Genomic DNA, 19,451 nt, shown 5'->3' with positions numbered 1-19,451 from the left:
GCACATGCATGGTACTTCACATCTCTAGCTTGAGTTGCAACTTCGCGCTAATCAATTGAAATTAAAATAAAGATTAAGATGGTCGCTTAAAATGTTGATACCCTTGCACCAGTGCAAAAACAGTATGAAATAACACGATACTGACTACCCAGATTGGGACTAAGCAATACAGTACAACCATCGCAACCAACAGTAGCATTAAAGGCTTCAAATTACGCTGTTGCCACAGACGTTTTAAATTTTCATTAAAACTCTGTATGGTTTGAATCGGTCGGCTATAACTCCACCATGCACGATAGGCCAAGAGAATAATCGCCAAGATGCCTAACGCACTGATTACAAGCAGCAACTGATTCACCCAACCGAACAGCACGCCTATATGCATATCAACGCCCCAGCGGGTCAGTTTGGCCGAGAGTGGAAAATCCTGAAAATGCACAGCATCAATCACTTTATGCTGCTGCATGTCTACCGCTAAAGCATCGACTTGAATCGGATGGCGATGATTCATTTCTTCAACTTTCCATGCCAGATGCATGTCATAACTCGGCTTAATCTGTAAGGCTGATGCCATCAAACCGTTGGCTCTAGCAATTGCAATAATTCGATCAAACTGATTCAGGTCTAGCTTTTGCGATGCAGCATCTGACATCTGCATCATGGCATGATGTTCTGCGTGTAAATTTGGAGTAGTTGCCTGCGAAACATGTGCAATCTGTAAGTTTAAGCTTGGTGTATCACTGTTTAGCCAATGCCGAATTTGCGCAATATTCTCACCTGCCCATTTTGACCACGTGAGTCCGGTCAGGGATAGAAATAACAGCATGGGCAATATCAGTAATGCCGTAAGATAATGCCACCTGATGAACGTATGCCGCGCATGCGATGCTTGTTGAATTGTTTTTCGCTTCAGCCACCATTGCAACAAGCCCGTGAGGGTAAAAATTCCCAACCAACTCGCTGCCAGCTCACTATAAAGCCGTCCCCATTCACCCAAGAACAAATTGCGGTGTAGCTGATCCAGAAAAGTCCGCACAGGTAACACACCACTCGTACCATAGACAGGTAACTGACCTTGTATCGCTAACGTATAAGGGTTCACAAAAATAGCCGTACTGGTCACAGCATCTTCAGCGGATTGATACAGAACACGCGTGGTACTGTCTGCGCTTGCTGGAGTACGCACAGCCAGAATAGTCGCGCCATCAGGCAAGGCCTGTTGTGCCGCTTTAACCTGTAAGCTTAAAGCTTGTGGCTCCTGCTCTGGCTGATGTTCAGCAAATAACTGTTGCCGATAAATGCTCTGCTCGATTTGTGGAGTTAAGGCATACAGCAGACCCGTCATAGCCGCAATAAAAATGAGCGGTGCCATGAACACCCCCAATTGACTATGAGTTAAATTTAATAAGGTCTTCCACATCATGCCATCCGCATACCATCTTTGATCAAACCGACAAGGTTCATCTGCTTAAACTTAAGGCGGCATTATACGGGCAAAACAGCACAAAATTGCTAGCTGTATGGGGAAATTCAGAATAATTGAAAACGGTATAACCTGAAGACGAGACATCATGTTTTCAAGAACTGCTGTGAAATACACTTCTTAGATCATTAATAAAGTACTGTTCCAGTAAGGAGAGCTCTCTATCTTTATGCCAAGCCACGGATATTGGAATAATCGAGACATAGGGAAATGGCGGCAGTTGCTTAAACAAACGCTGTTTCTGGCTTTTTTCAATAATATTTTTGGGCAATAGCCCAATACCAATGCCATTTTGAATAAACCGGATCACTTCATCCATATTATTGGTGGTCACTAATAGCCTATTATTTTTCAGAATGCTTTCCCGCACCTCATTTAATGGCGATGCTGGATTATTTAACTGTTCACTTTGGAAAGAAATAAATCCATGTCCTTTAATTTGCTCAATGCTTTGAATATTCTCGTGATAAAGCGGATGTTGATCACTGCAAAATAGTGCATATTTTTGATTAATTAAGGTATGGTAATTCAATTTTGGATGATGGGTTTGATTAATCCCAATACCCAAAGCGGGAATTTTTTGTAATAACAATTGTTGAATTTCTTTACTCTTTAAAACATCAACCTGAAAATCCACCAATGGATATTTTTGATGAAAGTCATGCAAGAGCTGATCATACCGGCTCGATTCTATACGGCTCAGCACCAAAAGTTTAATCGTACCTGATAAGCTATTTTTCTCTGTATTCAGTCTTTCTTCATAGTCCAATAATTGACTATAAATCATCATACTCGCTTCAAAAACAATTTCACCCGTGGCTGTTAAGTAAAACTTGCCCCCTGTGCGCACAATCAGCGTTTCACCAATTTGCTCTTCCAGTCTTTTTAGGCTTTGGCTAATCGCGGATTGGGTGAGAAAAAGCTTGATCGCAGCTTTATTTAAACTGCCTTCTTGAACAATCACGCGAAAGATGCGCAGCAAAGACCAATTACATTTATCGAGTAATACATTTGATCGCATGCTTAAATCCCTCTTTGGTGCTGTTCCATCCATTGCATTCTGATCATATCAAAATTATGTGCTTATCGTTCAGATTTGCTAAGGCATCGTTCAAGCAAAACCTGAGCCAAAAAAATTATGATTCAGTGAGAAAATTCACCTCCGAGAAATGATCCTGAATATGCAAGGTAAAATATCGGTCATACTGCGCCTTCGTTAAATTACCGAATACAAAATGTGGCTGAAGCTGACCTTCATAAGCCAAAAATTGATCAATAATCTGTATCAAAATCTCTAAAGCTGGACGATGCTGTACCTCTATTGCTGCTGCACCCTCTAAGTCTGCCTGTAAATTATGCTGCATTCGATTACGGTAGAAAAACCAAGCCAAAACACAAGGACCAATGGTATTGCGAATAATCCGCGGTTTTAACTTCGGATAGCCTGTCATTGCACAAAGAATGGTCTGAGCACAATGCGTACAAATCTGCATTAGTGACCAATGCACTGTGATTGCTTCACTATGGCTATATTGAAGCAGATAATTTCGTAAACTGCGGAGATCTGAGACTGCGGATAAATTCATACGACAACCACTATAAAAATTTGCCTGATTATAGGAGATTGCAGTTTTCTAAATTGTCTTCTGGCTGACACCTCTCTAGAGAGACTCGCCCTACGTCATCTCATTGCTTCTGGCATCCGTGAAAGTGCCTGACATAAAATTGATCTAATTCCATAAAAAATCCAACGTTGCCCCTTCGACAGCTTTAGGGCTTGTTTTTTTTGCTCGACATTTTAATTTTTTTAGTCGGATGATTGCCCCCTCTATATACTATAGGGTACTATACTATTAAAGAAGCCAAAGACAGATTTCATGCCGAACCAAATTGAAGATAAAAAAAGAATTCTGCTCCGGGTCAGACGTATTAAAGGTCAAACCCAAGCCATTGAAAATGCATTAGAAGAAAATGCAGATTGCGGGGCAATTCTTCAACAAATATGTTCAGTCCGTGGAGCCATTAATGGCTTAATGAATGAAATGCTAGAAATTCACTTAAAAGATACTCTCGTTACAGGCGAGTCAACCGAGCAAGAGCGAAAAGAGGAATTTGTCGATATCGCCAAAATTCTCAAGTCATATTTAAAATAATCTTATCAGGAAGAATTTTATGAAATCACGTGCAGCCGTAGCCTTTGCCCCGGGTCAACCCCTTCAAATCGTTGAAATCGATGTTGCCCCACCGCAAAAAGGTGAAGTCTTAGTGAAAATCACGCATACAGGCGTTTGCCATACCGACGCTTTTACCTTATCAGGTGATGATCCTGAAGGTGTATTCCCTGCGGTATTGGGACATGAAGGTGCAGGTATTGTGGTGGAAGTTGGTGAAGGTGTGACCAGTGTACAACCGGGTGACCATGTAATTCCACTGTATACCGCTGAATGTAAAGAATGTTTATTCTGTAAATCTGGTAAAACCAATCTTTGCGTTGCTGTACGTGCTACTCAAGGCAAAGGTGTTATGCCAGATGGAACTACACGTTTCTCATATAACGGCGAACCTATTTATCACTACATGGGCTGTTCAACCTTTAGTGAATATACGGTTGTGGCTGAAGTTTCTTTGGCCAAAATCAACCCAGAAGCCAATCATGAGCAAGTCTGCCTATTGGGTTGTGGCGTAACTACAGGAATTGGTGCTGTACACAATACAGCTAAAGTACAAGAAGGCGATTCTGTTGCTGTATTTGGCTTGGGTGGTATTGGTCTTGCCGTAGTGCAAGGTGCAAAACAGGCCAAAGCAGGTCGTATTATTGTTGTCGACACCAATCCAGACAAGTTTGAACTGGCCAAACAGTTTGGCGCTACTGATTTCTTAAATCCAAAAGATTATGCACAACCAATTCAACAAGTGATTGTTGAAATGACAGGTTGGGGTGTCGATCATTCCTTTGAATGTATTGGTAATGTGAATGTTATGCGCTCTGCATTAGAGTGTGCACACCGTGGTTGGGGACAGTCAGTTATTATTGGTGTTGCAGGTGCCGGTCAGGAAATTTCAACGCGTCCATTCCAGTTAGTTACGGGTCGTAAATGGATGGGAACTGCATTTGGCGGGGTGAAAGGTCGTACTCAATTGCCTGGTATGGTCGAAGACGCCATGAAAGGTGATATTCAATTAGAACCTTTCGTAACCCATACCATGGGCTTAGAAAAAATCAATGAAGCTTTTGATTTAATGCATGAAGGCAAGTCTATTCGTTCCGTGGTGCATTTCTAAGATTAAAATTACCACTGTATTTGCTATGCATCCTTAACTCAGGTTAAGGATGCATCACTTGCAATAAAACTTAAAGAAACACCAGTTCTTTTAAAGTAAAAACCTTCGTGTTCTCTTATTCAGCATGATACTGATACCAGTGCTCCGCAATATCCCCGCGCCTGCAAATCCATACTTTGTCGTGAGATTGAATATAATCTAAAAATCTTTGCAAAGCTTTAAAACGTCCCGGTCGCCCTAAAATCCGGCAATGCATACCTATCGACAGCATTTTCGGAGAGGCTTCCCCTTCTGCATATAACACATCAAAGGCATCTTTTAAGTATTGGTAAAATTGCTCGGCACTGTTAAAACCCCCTGGTGAGCTGAACTTCATGTCATTGCTGTCCAAGCTATAAGGAATAATTAAATGTGGACGGCTATCACCTGAGGAATCTGTTAATGCACTCCAAAATGGCAAGTCGTCGCCATAGTAATCACAATCGTATTTGATCTGCGGGAACTCGGCTAATAACTGACGGGTATTCGGGCTGTCCCGACCGGTATACCAACCGATAGGTGCTTGTCCAAATAAGGCGTCCAAAACACTGATGGCTTGATTCATATATTGGCGTTCAAGTTCAATCGGCATGTCTTGATAATGTAGCCAACGCTGACCATGTGAAACCACATCATAATTTGCGTCTTTGATCGCTTGTACAATATAGGGATTGCGAATTAATGCCATGCCCACCCCAAAGATCGTCATGGGCAAATTACGTCGTTTAAACTCCTGATGAATACGCCAAAATCCGGCACGAGAACCATATTCATACATGGAATCCATCGACATATGTTTATCGGGAAAGCTTGCTGCCCCAATAATCTCGGATAAGAACTGTTCGGAGCCAGCATCGCCATGTTCAATGTGGTTTTCACCCCCTTCTTCATAATTCAGTACAAACTGCACTGCAATACGAGCGCCATTCGGCCATTGTACTTTGGGTGGCTCACCATGATAGCCAATCAAATCGCGTGAATAAGCTGCATGCTGAATGTGGTCGATGAGTTCCTGCCCACGTAAATAATCTTGTGTCACTTATATTCCTCAGAAGATAGATCAATATAGCTTTGTTATTTGTAAATGCAGCGGTTTTATTGAAATATTTTGACCGCTGCCACTCACAGGCATCGTCTTATCGTTAGCGGGAAAGCCCGCCCATTTGGCAGGCTTTTCAACGTTACATACAAAATTAAAATAAGAAATAACGCTGTGCCATTGGCAATACGGCGGCAGGTTCACAGGTTAAATGCACACCATCTGCGCGTACTTCATAGATTTCTGGATCAACTTCCATGACTGGCGTATAGGTATTGTGCTTCATATCGGCTTTTGAAATATTCCGAGTGTTTTGACATGCCGAAATGATTTTCTTCAGCCCTAATTTTTCAGCCACACCGTTATGAATTGCCGCCTGAGACAAGAAGGTAATACAGGTGTTATGCACACCACGCGCATTTGCCCCAAACATTGGACGATAATGCACAGGCTGAGGCGTTGGAATTGAGGCATTAATATCACCCATTGGTGCAGCGGCAATCATACCGCCTTTAATAATCATTGCAGGTTTCACCCCAAAAAATGCCGGTTTCCACAGCACCAAATCCGCCAGTTTACCTTCTTCGACTGAACCCACCTCATGGCTCAAACCATGGGTAATCGCAGGGTTAATGGTATATTTAGCAATATAGCGTTTGACCCGATGGTTATCGCTATGTGGCGTATCGCCTTCTAAAGGTCCACGTTGCACTTTCATTTTATGCGCGGTTTGCCATGTGCGAATAATCACCTCACCCACACGTCCCATGGCCTGTGAATCGGATGACATCATGGAAATTGCCCCCAAATCCTGCAAAATATCCTCGGCAGCAATGGTTTCACGACGAATCCGACTTTCAGCAAATGCAACATCTTCGGAAATTGCTGGGTCTAAATGGTGACAGACCATCAACATATCCAAATGCTCATCAATGGTATTGATGGTATATGGACGGGTCGGATTGGTTGAGGATGGCAAAACATTGGCTTGACCAATGGCTTTTAAAATATCAGGCGCATGACCACCACCTGCACCTTCGGTATGATAGGTATGAATGGTGCGCTGTTTAAATGCCGCGAGTGTTTCCTCTAAAAAGCCGCTCTCATTTAAAGTATCGGTATGAATTGCCACTTGTACATCGTATTCATCCGCTACAGTCAAGCAATTATCAATGGCTGCAGGTGTTGAACCCCAGTCTTCATGCAATTTTAAACCGACGACACCTGCTTCAATCTGCTCGCGAATCGGGTCAGGCAAACTCAAATTTCCTTTGCCTAACAAGCCTATATTCATGGGCATATCATCAATGGCTTGCAGCATGGTCGCAATATGCCACGGTCCTGGTGTCACGGTGGTGGCCGATGTCCCCGCTGCGGGTCCTGTTCCCCCACCAATCATGGTGGTTGTACCCGACATCAGTGCAGTTTCAACTTGTTGTGGACAAATCCAGTGAATGTGCGTATCAATACCGCCCGCTGTGAGAATCTGTCCTTCACCTGCGATCACTTCAGTCGCAGCACCTAAAGGAATGGTAATATTCGGTTGGATGTCGGGATTTCCCGCCTTTCCGATTTTCCAAATACGGCCATTTTTCAGACCGACATCGGCTTTGACAATGCCCCACCAATCGACAATTAACGCATTGGTAATGACGGTATCCGCGACATCCTCTGCCAATAGCTGGGATTGCCCCATGCCGTCTCGGATGACCTTGCCGCCACCAAATTTAACTTCTTCACCATAAGTGGTCAGATCTTGTTCGACTTCTATAAATAATTCGGTATCCGCCAAGCGAACCCGATCCCCAACCGTGGGGCCAAACATTTCCGCATATGCGCGTCGTGACATTTTCATTCTGGATTACTCTAAATTCTTGAAAGATTTTTCTATTTCTATCTAGTCAAGTTTCCCCATCACTCGACCCGCAAAACCGTAAACTTCCCGCTTCCCCGCCAAAGCCACCAACTCCACATCTCGGCTTTGCCCCGGTTCAAAACGCACTGCGGTACCAGCCGCAATATTCAGGCGATAGCCTTTGGTCTGTGCACGTTCAAATAGCAATGCATCATTGGCTTCATAAAAATGGAAGTGCGAACCAATTTGAATCGGGCGATCTCCTGCATTGGCCACAGTAATTTTGAGCGTTTCGCGTCCAACATTTAACTCAATATCACGATCTGGCGTGATCACTTCACCTGGAATCATCGTTGTTCCTTATTTTTGTCATTACATGATGGGTTGATGGACGGTGACCAGTTTGGAACCATCAGGAAAGGTGGCTTCAACTTGGACTTCAACAATCATTTCCGCAATTCCCTCCATTACATCATTCCGACTTAACAAAGTTGTTCCGTAATGCATTAATTCACTTACACTCATGCCGTCACGTGCGCCTTCAAGCAATGCCGCCGAAATATATGCAATTGCTTCGGGATAGTTCAACTTTAAGCCACGTGCTTTACGGCGCTCTGCAAGCAAACCCGCTGTAAAAATTAAAAGCTTGTCTTTTTCTGTTGGATTTAATTCCATATCTTTTACCTTTCTTAACCTGACGCTTTTTTATGTACTACATGCTCAACATGTGAATGAAACTTAGGCTATTTTGTATATACACAATTGCTAAATAGTCGCTAAGTTCTCCAAATACGCGGAAACTCTTCATCCAGATCATACCAATAGCGTCTGAGTTTCGCCCGAATCGCTGCAAAAGCATCATGGCATTGCCGAACATCCTGACCTAAAAAGCGTGCGCAAACCACATCATCCAACAGCGTTAAGGTCACGGGCACATCCATACGCATGATTAACTCGCGAATTAAATCGAGATGCTGTTCCAAATAAACACTGGCACGATATTCGGTGGGTGGAACAGCCCAGAAACTGCCCATAACAGATTGTCCATGCATGCCTAAGCATGAACTTAGCCAACGATCATTGCCCTTAAAACTCAAAGTATCCGCCACCAACAGGCTCTGATTGCGAAATAGTTTGAATTGGTTAATGTATGCCCCTTGGCTAAATTGTTCATCGCGCGCTTGCCGACCAATGACCAGCATGTCCCAGCCAATAAAACTAGCTGCCTGATCTAAATGAATAAGGGTTTCTGAATGTGCATTTGCCCCATTAAACAACATGGTTTCTTGTGGTAACCATTCAAAAATAGCATTGCCATTCAAACTGATATTGATATGTTGATAGGCCTTTTTGTCGTTGGTTTTGTACCATTTTCCCGCACCTGGGGTAGTCACCACAGCATGTGCCTGTGCATCTACCGACAGATCAAAAGTTAAATGATCACCACCGGCAATGCCTGCGGGTGGATGCACGATAATGGCATGACACACACCCGTCTTTTCTGGCCACAACATTTTTTGTACCCGCACTGGACCATAATGTTTGCGGTGATGTAACACCGTACATTCAGGCTGTTTTTGTGCCTGAAAGCCGAGCTCTAACTTGGCAAACCATAATTGTGTATCATGCGTTCGACTTAAGGTTAAATCTTGCATTATTCCTCTGATGTGACGAATACTAAAATGTGAGCTATGACCGTTTCAGCATGAAAACCGATATAAAATCATTAAGCTAAACCAATCAGTGCGACGAGTGCTGCGATGCCACCAATAATTTTTTTACCATGCGGTACGTATTTTTGAACGAATGCACCCAGCCCTAGCCCACCGACATAAATACAAGACATTGCAACGACCATGCCTATAACCAAACCCACCACATGACCGGATTGGCTCAACTCTGTGCCATGCGCCATGCCGTGAAAACTTGCGAGAATCATCGTGGCCAGTGCAAACAAGCGATTGGCTTTGCTCCAAAGTGCGATGGCTAATATAGACAATGAGAAAATAATGCCGTATTCCGCAATACTCGCGGAAAAGATATTGAGCTGACCTAGCGCAAAACCACTCACCATCGCAATGACCAAGCCTGCTAATCCAGCAAATTTCCAACGTGTAGTCGCAGACCAAAGCAATACACCAAAAGCCATTGCCATCATTAAATGATCAAGACCCGTAAAAGGATGAATAAAACCGGTCATAAAACTACTCTGATGCGCATGTCCGGGATGAGCCATTGCCCACATGGGAAATGCAGCAGCGAAAGTCACCAAAGTTCTTTTTAAATAAGTCATTATGTTTCCCCGAATCAGTTTTTAAATAAGCCTTGTTTTTCAATAAAAGAAATAATTTGTTCCAAACCTGCTTGGGTTTTCATATTGGTGAATAGGAATGGTTTTTCGCCCCGCATGCGTTTTGCATCTTGATCCATCACACTTAAATTTGCGCCCACCATTGGAGCCAAATCTGTTTTATTGATAATTAACAGATCTGATTTGGTAATCCCGGGGCCTCCTTTACGTGGAATCTTTTCACCACCTGCCACATCAATGACATACAGGGTTAAATCTGAAAGCTCTGGGCTAAAAGTTGCGGCTAAATTGTCACCACCACTTTCAATAATGATGAGTTCTAGCCCATCAAATTTTTCACATAAATCATCAATAGCGGCGAGGTTAATGGACGCATCTTCACGAATTGCAGTATGTGGGCAGCCCCCTGTTTCCACACCGACAATTCGGTCTGGTGACATGGCTTCGTTACGGGTTAAAAAATTGGAATCTTCTTTGGTATAAATGTCATTTGTCACCACCGCCATATTATATTTTTCACGTAAAGCCTGACATAAATTTAAGGTTAAGGCTGTTTTCCCCGAACCCACAGGTCCACCAATTCCTACTCGTAATGGGCTACGTTGTGACATGATTTTTTCCTCTAACAATTATGATCTGAATAGTCTGGAATATTGTGTTTCGTGATGCATACTCAGCATGGCGTATTGGGGTAAGGCACTGCTGATCTCGGTATCGTTCAGCGTCAGTGCGCGATTGATCGCTTCTGGGATCAAGCCATGTAAATGCCATAAAATGCGCTGACCACTCATCTGCCCCAGTGGAACTGTTTTTACTGCTGCCAAAACCTGATTTTCTAAAACAGTAAAGGTATAGGCCGTCAGCACATCGGTTTCATTAAGTCCTAAGCTTCCGCACAAGTGTCCATAGACTGGGACAAAGCCGAGATGCTTGTTGACTTTAACTGGTTGTTTTAAAACATCACGAATCCAAGCATTGAGTGAAAATGCCAGTTGTTTGGACTCTGCCAACAGTTCCTTACTCTCGCGGCTAGCACGATAAAAGTTTGCCCAGTAATCAAACTGCTCAATATCCTCACTGTATTGCATTAATCGTTTCAGCACGGGCAATTCAAAACGTACCAGAAGCATTTCGAGCACTTCCTCGAAATAAGCAATACTGGAAGCTTCGTCGTAAATGAGTCCACGATCAATTGCACTTTCTACACCTTGTGAATAACAATATGCCCCTATCGGTAATGCCGTAGAAGACAGTGTTAATAGGCTTAACAGTTGCGCTGGATTAGTGATGGACATGGTGCAAAGTCTTGATTGGACTTAAACGATGATCATGTTGGTGTTGTGCATATGCACCACTTTCAGGCTCAAAAGGATGATCAACATCTTGAATGCTTAATCCCAAGCCTCGAACCATTTCTGCCAACACATGGTCTGGCTCGAAATATAAAGCTGTTGGCGTCAACATGAGTGGCACATGACGATTACCTAGATGATAGGCTGCTTTGAGTAAATCAAATTCATGGGATGCAGAAACTTTCATCAGTTTTTCAGCTTGTGCTTCAACCCTTAGAATATTCCCGCTCTCAGTCGCAATGTACGATCCGCTACGTAAAATACCTGTACGTGGTAAATCTGCACCAATATCTACCCCATTTTTTAAAGTTGCACGAAAACGGCTCTTTTGACGTGTATCAAAATTCAGCTCAATGATGTCAAAGTTACTCTCTTCTGTAACTGTTTCTAATCGTTGAGTATAAATTTCCATGATTTCCCACCCTCAATTTAGCCTTATATTCTTTATGAGCCAAAATGACTCAAAATTAATTCTTGTATGCAAAATCGCACCACAATAAACATATAAGCAATTTTTGAACCAACTTTGGTTGTGAGATGAGAATCTGATTATTTCTGACAATGACCAAGCTAAATTGATTAATTTTTCAGCACCGAGTGATGTTGGATGTGTTAGGAGTATTTTTTTTAAATATCTTTTTCGTTCAGGCCGATGATCAAGTATTCAATTTTCAGCGTACAAATCTCGGATCTGATTATTCCACTTTGGTGAAATCCAATCGATTTGATACCTGATAAAACTTAGATTCATACAGAACAAAAGCTCCCTGACTGGGATCTTTTATGATCAAATTAATGTAGTTTCTTTATGAGGAACCATTGTCTTTGGACTGTCTATTCAATCTATTCAAACTAAACTAACTTATTGCTACTACACATCATCACTGTCTCCATTCACAAACTTGATGTCAGGTTATTGAGCGATCAATTCAGTGCAAGACACTTTCAATGTCAGGTCAATAAGATTCATAAGTATAATCAGGCTTCATAAATTTATTGAACCAGATCTCCCCTATACTCAAGTGACCACTTAAATTGAAGTGATTTAGAAGCGATTTAACTATTCAATAGTTGTGCAAAAAAGTCACTTTAACCCCATAAAAAAAGCCATACTCCTGCAAGAAGTATGGCCAAAATTCGTGTTATGACTACAACAAATTTAAATCAATTAGACCAACAATTCGGCTTGAACAGGATTTGCATATTTTGCACGTGCTGCATGCAATTTTTGGTAGCTATCGAGTAAGCGCTGATGACGATCCAATCCTTCTAGTTTCATACTGGTTGGGGTTAAACCATAGAATCGAACGCTACCATCAACTGAACCTACGGCTGCATCCATGTGTTCATCACCAAACATACGGCGGAAATTGACTTCATAATCTTCAAGTTCCATTTCATCATCCAGTTCTACTTCTAACACAACATTTAAACATTGATAGAACAAGCCACGTTCAACCGTATTGGTGTTGTATTGCAAGAAAGTCTCAACCAGATCTTTGGCTTCTTCAAATTGCTGTAAAGCCAAATAAATCATGAGTTTCAGTTCTAGAATCGTTAATTGCCCCCAAACCGTATTGTCATCAAACTCAACCCCGATCAGGGTTTTGATGTCGGTATAGTCATCCAACTCACTTTCTTCTAGACGTTCAACCAAAGCCTCAAGTTGTTCATCATCCAGACGATGTAAATTCAGCGTATCTTCACGGAACCACAACGCCTTATTGGTATTGTCCCAGATTAAATCTTCAACTAAATACACTTCTGAATAGTCAGGCACTAAAATACGACAAGCTGTAGCACCTAAATGCTCATACACCGCCATGTAAACTTCTTTGCCCATATCCTTAAGAATATCAAACAAAATTTTAGCTTCATCGGTATTTTTCGCATGACCTTCCGCACTAAAGTCCCAATCGACAAAGTCATATTCGGATTTTGCACTAAAGAAACGCCAAGACACCAAGCCACTCGAATCAATAAAGTGTTCGACAAAGTTATTCGGTTCCGTGACCGCCTCTGAACTAAAGGTTGGACGTGGTAAGTCATTCAAGCCTTCAAAGCTACGACCTTGCATTAACTCGGTTAAGCTACGTTCAATTGCCACTTGCATATTTGGATGAGCACCAAACGAAGCAAATACACCCCCAGTACGAGGATTCATTAGGGTCACACACATCACTGGGTATTTTCCGCCCAAGGATGCATCTTTAACCAAAATAGGGAAACCTTGCTCTTCTAAGCTTTTAATCCCTTCAATGATGCTTGGATATTGCGCCAGTACATCCGCAGGTACGTCTGGAAGTGCTATTTCACCTTCAATGATTTCACGCTTCACTGCACGTTCAAAAATTTCAGATAAGCATTGGACTTGTGCTTCGGCAAGGGTATTACCTGCACTCATGCCATTACTTAAATATAAGTTTTCAATTAAATTGGTTGGGAAATACACCACTTCGCCATCGGACTGACGCACGTATGGTAGCGAGCAAATACCACGCTCGATATTGCCTGAGTTGGTGTCGTATAAATGTGTGCCCAAAAGTTCATTTTCAGGGTCATAAATTGCTTTGCAATACTCATCCAGAATTTCTGGTGGTAATTCACCATTCGGTCCAGGTTGGAACCATTTTTCATCTGGATAATGCACAAATTCTGCATTGGCAATTTCTTCACCCCAGAATTGATCGTTATAGAACAAATTACAGTTCAAACGCTCAATAAACTCGCCCAAGGCAGAAGCCAAAGCACTTTCTTTGGTTGCACCTTTACCATTCGAGAAACACATTGGTGAATGTGCATCACGAATATGCAACGACCAAACATTCGGCACAATGTTACGCCAAGACGCAATTTCAATTTTCATGCCCAAGTCAGCCAATAACCCTGACATGTTGGCAATGGTTTCCTCTAAAGGTAAGTCTTTGCCTGTGATATGCGTCAAGTGTTCAGATGCCAAATTCGGCATTAAAAGCGCTTGTGCATCTGCATCAATACTTTCAACTTCTTCAATGACAAAATCCGGTCCAGTTTGAATCACTTTCTTTACAGTACAGCGATCAATCGAACGTAAAATCCCTTGACGATCTTTTTCTGAAATATCGGCAGGCAGTTCAACTTGGATTTTAAAGATTTGTTTATAACGATCTTCAGGATCAACAATATTATTTTGTGATAAGCGAATATTATCGGTTGGAATATTACGTGCAAGGCAATACACCTTAACAAAGTAAGCCGCACACATCGCTGAAGATGCTAAGAAATAGTCGAATGGTCCTGGTGCTGAACCATCGCCTTTGTAGCGAATAGGTTGGTCAGCAATTACAGTAAAGTCATCAAATTTAGCTTCGAGTCGAAGGTTATCGAGATAATTGACTTTTATTTCCATGTTGGCACCTAATGATGCTTATATGCCTAAACCAGACAGATAAACGTCGAAAATATTGAATTAAAAGCAGAATGCAATGAAGAAATGGGCTTGCAAAAAGAATCAGCCAAAGGATTGGAGCTGATAAAAAACGGCTTTACGAATGGACATAGATTTTACAGATTTCTAGCTCAAAGTGGAAATGCTATCTTGCGATTTAAGCAATTTTTCCCATAAGCCCATACATTTTAAATATGCACTATATTCAATTGCTAGGTTGTTAAAACAAAACACATCAAAAAAATATGTACATAACTGTATTAGTTCAGATCTGATCAGACATTGAACTTGAAAAAGAGAAAGTTATCCGTTTTGATAAATGTATCTATAGAATCGGTGACTATTCACATTTTATTTCTCTTTGGTACAACCATTCGAATTTGTTACCATATCGAGTCTGAGTTAGACAAAATCCTCCCACACCTCTTTAATATGATTAAGCCTAAAAAAAGGTACACTAAAAGGTATACTTTTTAAGTGGATTAGATCAGATTGATTCAGAATAAATAGGATCTGGTTGGACAGTCAGACTTGTTTTAAAATTTAATTAATTATTTAAATTCAAGGATTTCATATACATGAGCTTGCAAGACATCATAGCCAATATTGATTCCCACACTCCTATGATGCAGCAATACCTAAAAGTTAAGATGCAACACCCTCATGCCTTAATGTTTTATCGTATGGGTGACTTCTACGAATTATTTTTTGATGATGCCCATAAAGCCGCCAAACTACTCGGCATCACGCTTACGCATCGCGGTAAAACCAATGGTAATCCTATCCCGATGGCAGGAGTGCCTTTTCATGCCGCAGAAGGTTACCTCGCTCGCCTAGTGAAAAAAGGCGAAACCGTTGTTATTTGTGAACAACTTGGTGAAGTGACGGGTAAAGGACCTGTTGAACGCGGTGTTGTGCGTATTCTTACTCCTGGCACACTCACTGACGATGCTTTACTAAATAGCCATCAATCTTCAAATTTGGTGGCTTTGTGCCTCCAGCAAAACCAGATTGGTATTGCCCTGCTCGACTTAAGTGCAGGTTTATTTAAAGTTCAACAACAAGATTTTAAATTAGAACAACTAAGCATTGAACTTGCCCGACTCATGCCAAGTGAAATTTTGGTCGATGAAGATATTGTTGATCCAAACATTTTAGAACAAGTCAAAAAACAACTCGATTGTCCTATCACCAAGCGCCCGAATGTCGACTTTAATTTAAACAACGCACAGAAAACCTTGTCAGATCAGCTCGGTGTTTCGACCTTATCTGGTTTTGGCATTGACCATCTGCCTTTGGCCAAAGCAGCCGCGGCAGCATTGATTCATTATGCCAAAGAAACGCAAAAAACGGCTTTACCCCACATTCGTAGTATTCAGCTCGAACAAAGTAGCGATTTTATTGCACTTGATCCCGTGACACGTCGTAATTTAGAAATTGTTGACCCGCTTTTTGAGCATGGCACATCATTGTTTCAGCTCATCAATGACTGTCAAACGGCCATGGGTGGTCGATTACTCAGTCGTACGCTGATGCAACCGATGCGTGACACCGCCTTACTCGATGCTCGACTTGATGCGATTCAAGCCATCCTGAGTGGTTATCACGACTCACCAATTCGACTGGTATTAAAAGAAATTGGCGATATCGAACGGGTTTTGAGCCGAGTGGCTCTTGGCAGTGCACGACCACGTGACTTGGTACAATTACGCCATGCTAGCGCTCAGTTACCCTTTTTACGTCATGCACTTAATCCAATTGTGCAAAACCATCAATCGAAATTAGTGGTGCAATTGAATGAGGAATTGGGAGATTTTCACGGCCTGCATCAACGCTTACTCACCGCGATTGTAGAAAATCCGCCCGTCTTACTCCGTGATGGCAATGTCATCGCTGAAGGTTTCGACAGCGAACTGGATGAACTGCGCAAAATTCGTGATCATGCAGGACAATTCCTGATTGATCTTGAAATTAAGGAACGTGAATCTACCGGAATTTCTACACTTAAAATTGGCTACAATCGTGTTAGTGGCTACTATATTGAACTGACCCGTGCACAGGCAGAACAAGCACCTGAGCACTACATCCGTCGTCAAACCCTGAAAAATGCAGAACGCTATATCACGCCAGAACTAAAAAGTTTTGAAGATAAAGTATTGTCGAGCGAATCTCGGGCTTTAGCACGTGAAAAAATGTTGTTTGAAATGCTGCTAGATGAGCTGCGTCAAGAAATTGCAGCCTTGCAAATGATGAGTGCTGCAATCGCACAAATTGATTTACTCAGCAATTTTGCTCATCAAGCACGTTTAAGAAATTGGACACGACCTGAGTTTAGTCCAGAAACAGGGATCAAGATCATTGCAGGTCGGCACCCAGTCGTTGAAGCATTAAGTAAAACTGCATTTACCCCAAATGACACACATTTGGATTATGCCCATCGCATGGCCATCATCACAGGCCCCAATATGGGGGGTAAATCGACCTTTATGCGTCAAACAGCATTGATTAGCCTGCTCGCTTATTGTGGCAGTTTCGTGCCAGCACAATCGGCTGTTTTAGGTCCAATTGACCGTATTTTCACGCGAATTGGTTCTGCTGATGATCTATCGACGGGTAAGTCGACCTTTATGGTCGAAATGACCGAAACCTCACAAATTTTACATCATGCGACCAATCTATCTTTAGTACTTATGGATGAAGTCGGTCGAGGAACCAGTACCTATGACGGCTTATCTTTGGCTTGGGCCTGCGTGCTAGATTTGACCAAACGAGTGAAATGTTTGTGCTTGTTTGCCACACATTATTTTGAACTGACGGAACTGAGTAAAGAATCTGGCATCTACAACTACCATGTCAGTGCCAAAGAATTAAATGGTAATTTAATTTTATTACATAAGGTTCAGCAAGGTCCTGCCAGCCAAAGTCATGGCTTGCAAGTGGCTAAACTGGCAGGTATTCCTGTCAATGTGATTAAGGAAGCGCAAAACCGCTTGAAAATTCTCGAGCGTCAACAGCAACAACATGTCAGTACTGCGGTACAACGAGACTTATTTGCTCCAGCTCCTCAACCCGAACCTGATATTATCGAGCGTGTTGTTGAAGTGGAAAAAGTCTCTCCTGCGTTAGAACTCTTAAAAGAGCTTGATGTAGACAATCTCACTCCACGCGAAGCCTTACAGCATTTATATATGTTGAAAGAACAGTTAGAAAATTAAGCACTCGACCATAGATCAGATAAATTAAACTGACCTATGGTCTTGTATTCTTAAATTCGCAATAAGGCTATTACATGTTTAAACATAAGCCCGACAGAATATCTATCTAAATATGAATAGTTACTTTCATAATAAGTTAAACTCAAAAATTACTGTATTATGAATTGCCACCCGCCCAATACCAATAAACCTCTCCCCAATCTAGTTCTGAAAAGGTTGGAAGAATAGCACCTTGCTCAAAATACTGTCGTGAATCTGGTCGTGCGGGAGTTTGCCAATAACCAGTTTGTGGGCATAACTCGCCACCTTTCACTTTAAGTTTTTCTTCTTCCAATGATAAGTTACTAACCTTATTGACTCGTTTCCCTTCAGGCCAACTGCTATTTTCATCAAAACGAGCAATCCATAGGGGTGAGCTTTCTATATCAAATCTTGGGTTAGGGTCATCATCCCATGCATCAAGAGTCGTCAACTTCAAATCATTACATCGTATTGGTTTAATAAGCTCATTTGCCTTTACCAATAAATCTGGAATACCTTCTTCAACAGGATAAAGTGATAATTCTCCCAATTGAATCCAAAGACTGAATTTTTCAGGATCTGTTGGATCTAGCAGTTTGGTGATCTCGATTCGTGGATCATCTAGTTTTAAACGGATTTGCTCCTCACTTAATCCTAATTTTTCTAGCCAATATGGTGAAAGTAAAAAACACCATGTTGGAGTACGTATTCCTGCTGCTAATGATGGTGTATAGATAAAACCATCTATATCATCATGAGAATGACTCATGTTACTAGGATGATCGATATCTAGCCCGTAAAAATAGTCACTAAAAATGCGTTCTACAATTTCAAATTCTGGAGAAACCATAGGAAATTGTGCTGCACTCCCAATTTCATAACCACTATAGGCTTGTATTGGATTGAGTTTAATTAAACATTGCTGTACAAACTGATACCATTGCTTTTTATGCTCTTTATACCATTTTTCGCCAAATGATAATTTTAGACTAGAATATCTTAATCCGTTGTCTCTAATATTACTTTGTAAAGCCCACTGCGCACTTTGGTTGTCTGAATCTCCAGTGGTCGCTGCTATAAAATATACAGAATATTTTTTATAGCCTTCATGCATTTCATCCAATAACTTCTGACGAGTTCTTTGCCATTTTTCAGCCTTTTTCCATGTACTTGTTTTATGCCTGTACTTGAGTTTAAAAGGCTTATCAATTATTTTACTTTCAAACTCCTCATAAATATCAATGATTTTATTAGCAACCTCTTCCACTTCATCATCTTGATGATAAATATAAAATGTGATGTATGGGCAAATACCGAATTCTTCTTGTTCATATCCATAGATATGGTCACTATCCTTCTTAAACTCGGCTATATAATCAGTGACTTCTTCTTGGCTTAAAAATAATTCGTCATTATTCACTTCATTA

Annotated in this window: 17 protein-coding genes; 3 read left to right on the top strand and 14 right to left on the bottom strand. The window is 41.6% G+C overall.

Features of this window, described 5'->3' with window-relative positions; translation table 11 throughout:
* Positions 1-73: 73 nt before the first annotated feature.
* From ACX17N_RS10165 to ACX17N_RS10155, 3 genes are all read right to left on the bottom strand, one after another.
* On the bottom strand, positions 74-1,420 hold the full coding sequence (locus tag ACX17N_RS10165) for a PepSY-associated TM helix domain-containing protein (RefSeq protein WP_458892479.1): 1,347 nt from the start codon (positions 1,418-1,420) through the stop codon (positions 74-76).
* Between the two features lie 157 nt (positions 1,421-1,577).
* On the bottom strand, positions 1,578-2,504 hold the full coding sequence (locus tag ACX17N_RS10160) for a LysR family transcriptional regulator (RefSeq protein ID WP_458892450.1): 927 nt from the start codon (positions 2,502-2,504) through the stop codon (positions 1,578-1,580).
* A gap of 115 nt (positions 2,505-2,619) precedes the next feature.
* Entirely contained in the window at positions 2,620-3,069 is a 450-nt protein-coding gene (locus ACX17N_RS10155; protein ID WP_458892449.1) for a DUF1569 domain-containing protein, read from the bottom strand.
* Positions 3,070-3,360: 291 nt separating this feature from the next.
* Here ACX17N_RS10155 and ACX17N_RS10150 point away from each other — a divergent pair, with 291 nt between their 5' ends.
* Together ACX17N_RS10150 and ACX17N_RS10145 are read left to right on the top strand one after the other, a co-directional pair.
* Positions 3,361-3,636 carry a metal/formaldehyde-sensitive transcriptional repressor gene (locus tag ACX17N_RS10150; RefSeq protein ID WP_458892448.1) on the top strand — a complete coding sequence of 92 codons (276 nt, stop codon included), beginning with the start codon at positions 3,361-3,363 and terminating at the stop codon, positions 3,634-3,636.
* 19 nt (positions 3,637-3,655) lie between these two features.
* Positions 3,656-4,765, top strand: coding sequence for an S-(hydroxymethyl)glutathione dehydrogenase/class III alcohol dehydrogenase (locus tag ACX17N_RS10145; RefSeq protein WP_458892447.1), 1,110 nt, complete (start codon positions 3,656-3,658; stop codon positions 4,763-4,765).
* Positions 4,766-4,880: 115 nt separating this feature from the next.
* On the opposite strand, the gene puuE is transcribed toward ACX17N_RS10145, so the two are convergent.
* The 10 genes from puuE to ACX17N_RS10095 all read right to left on the bottom strand — a co-directional run bounded on the left by puuE (position 4,881) and on the right by ACX17N_RS10095 (position 14,749).
* Positions 4,881-5,843 (bottom strand): allantoinase PuuE, encoded by a 963-nt coding sequence (gene puuE, locus ACX17N_RS10140; RefSeq protein ID WP_458892446.1) that lies wholly within the window; start codon positions 5,841-5,843, stop codon positions 4,881-4,883.
* Positions 5,844-5,997: 154 nt separating this feature from the next.
* Positions 5,998-7,698, bottom strand: a complete 1,701-nt coding sequence (gene ureC, locus ACX17N_RS10135) for an urease subunit alpha (protein WP_458892445.1) — start codon at positions 7,696-7,698, stop codon at positions 5,998-6,000.
* A 42-nt stretch (positions 7,699-7,740) separates the two neighbouring features.
* The gene (locus ACX17N_RS10130; RefSeq protein WP_458892444.1) at positions 7,741-8,049 is read right to left on the bottom strand and encodes an urease subunit beta; all 309 of its coding nucleotides are present in this window, start codon (positions 8,047-8,049) and stop codon (positions 7,741-7,743) included.
* A 21-nt stretch (positions 8,050-8,070) separates the two neighbouring features.
* A complete protein-coding gene (gene ureA / locus ACX17N_RS10125; RefSeq protein ID WP_458892443.1) occupies positions 8,071-8,373 on the bottom strand; it encodes an urease subunit gamma in 303 nt (100 codons plus the stop codon).
* Positions 8,374-8,474: 101 nt separating this feature from the next.
* Positions 8,475-9,353, bottom strand: coding sequence for an urease accessory protein UreD (locus tag ACX17N_RS10120; protein WP_458892442.1), 879 nt, complete (start codon positions 9,351-9,353; stop codon positions 8,475-8,477).
* A gap of 71 nt (positions 9,354-9,424) precedes the next feature.
* Positions 9,425-9,991 (bottom strand): HupE/UreJ family protein, encoded by a 567-nt coding sequence (locus ACX17N_RS10115; RefSeq protein WP_458892441.1) that lies wholly within the window; start codon positions 9,989-9,991, stop codon positions 9,425-9,427.
* Between the two features lie 14 nt (positions 9,992-10,005).
* Positions 10,006-10,620, bottom strand: coding sequence for an urease accessory protein UreG (gene ureG / locus ACX17N_RS10110; RefSeq protein WP_458892440.1), 615 nt, complete (start codon positions 10,618-10,620; stop codon positions 10,006-10,008).
* 18 nt (positions 10,621-10,638) lie between these two features.
* Positions 10,639-11,304 (bottom strand): urease accessory protein UreF, encoded by a 666-nt coding sequence (locus tag ACX17N_RS10105; protein ID WP_458892439.1) that lies wholly within the window; start codon positions 11,302-11,304, stop codon positions 10,639-10,641.
* On the bottom strand, positions 11,291-11,773 hold the full coding sequence (gene ureE, locus ACX17N_RS10100; RefSeq protein ID WP_458892438.1) for an urease accessory protein UreE: 483 nt from the start codon (positions 11,771-11,773) through the stop codon (positions 11,291-11,293). Before ureE ends, ACX17N_RS10105 begins: the two co-directional genes overlap by 14 nt.
* A 756-nt stretch (positions 11,774-12,529) precedes the next feature.
* A complete protein-coding gene (locus tag ACX17N_RS10095) occupies positions 12,530-14,749 on the bottom strand; it encodes an OsmC domain/YcaO domain-containing protein (protein WP_458892437.1) in 2,220 nt (739 codons plus the stop codon).
* 617 nt (positions 14,750-15,366) lie between these two features.
* Here ACX17N_RS10095 and mutS point away from each other — a divergent pair.
* On the top strand, positions 15,367-18,003 hold the full coding sequence (mutS, locus tag ACX17N_RS10090; RefSeq protein ID WP_458892436.1) for a DNA mismatch repair protein MutS: 2,637 nt from the start codon (positions 15,367-15,369) through the stop codon (positions 18,001-18,003).
* 157 nt (positions 18,004-18,160) lie between these two features.
* Here mutS and ACX17N_RS10085 read toward each other — a convergent pair whose 3' ends face one another.
* Positions 18,161-19,444 carry a type VI immunity family protein gene (locus tag ACX17N_RS10085; RefSeq protein WP_458892478.1) on the bottom strand — a complete coding sequence of 428 codons (1,284 nt, stop codon included), beginning with the start codon at positions 19,442-19,444 and terminating at the stop codon, positions 18,161-18,163.
* Positions 19,445-19,451: the final 7 nt, after the last annotated feature.

The sequence above is a fragment of the Acinetobacter sp. GXMZU3951 genome (assembly GCF_054457875.1).
The sequence above is the reverse complement of the archived record's forward strand: the minus strand, read 5'-3'. Positions and strand labels throughout refer to the sequence as shown.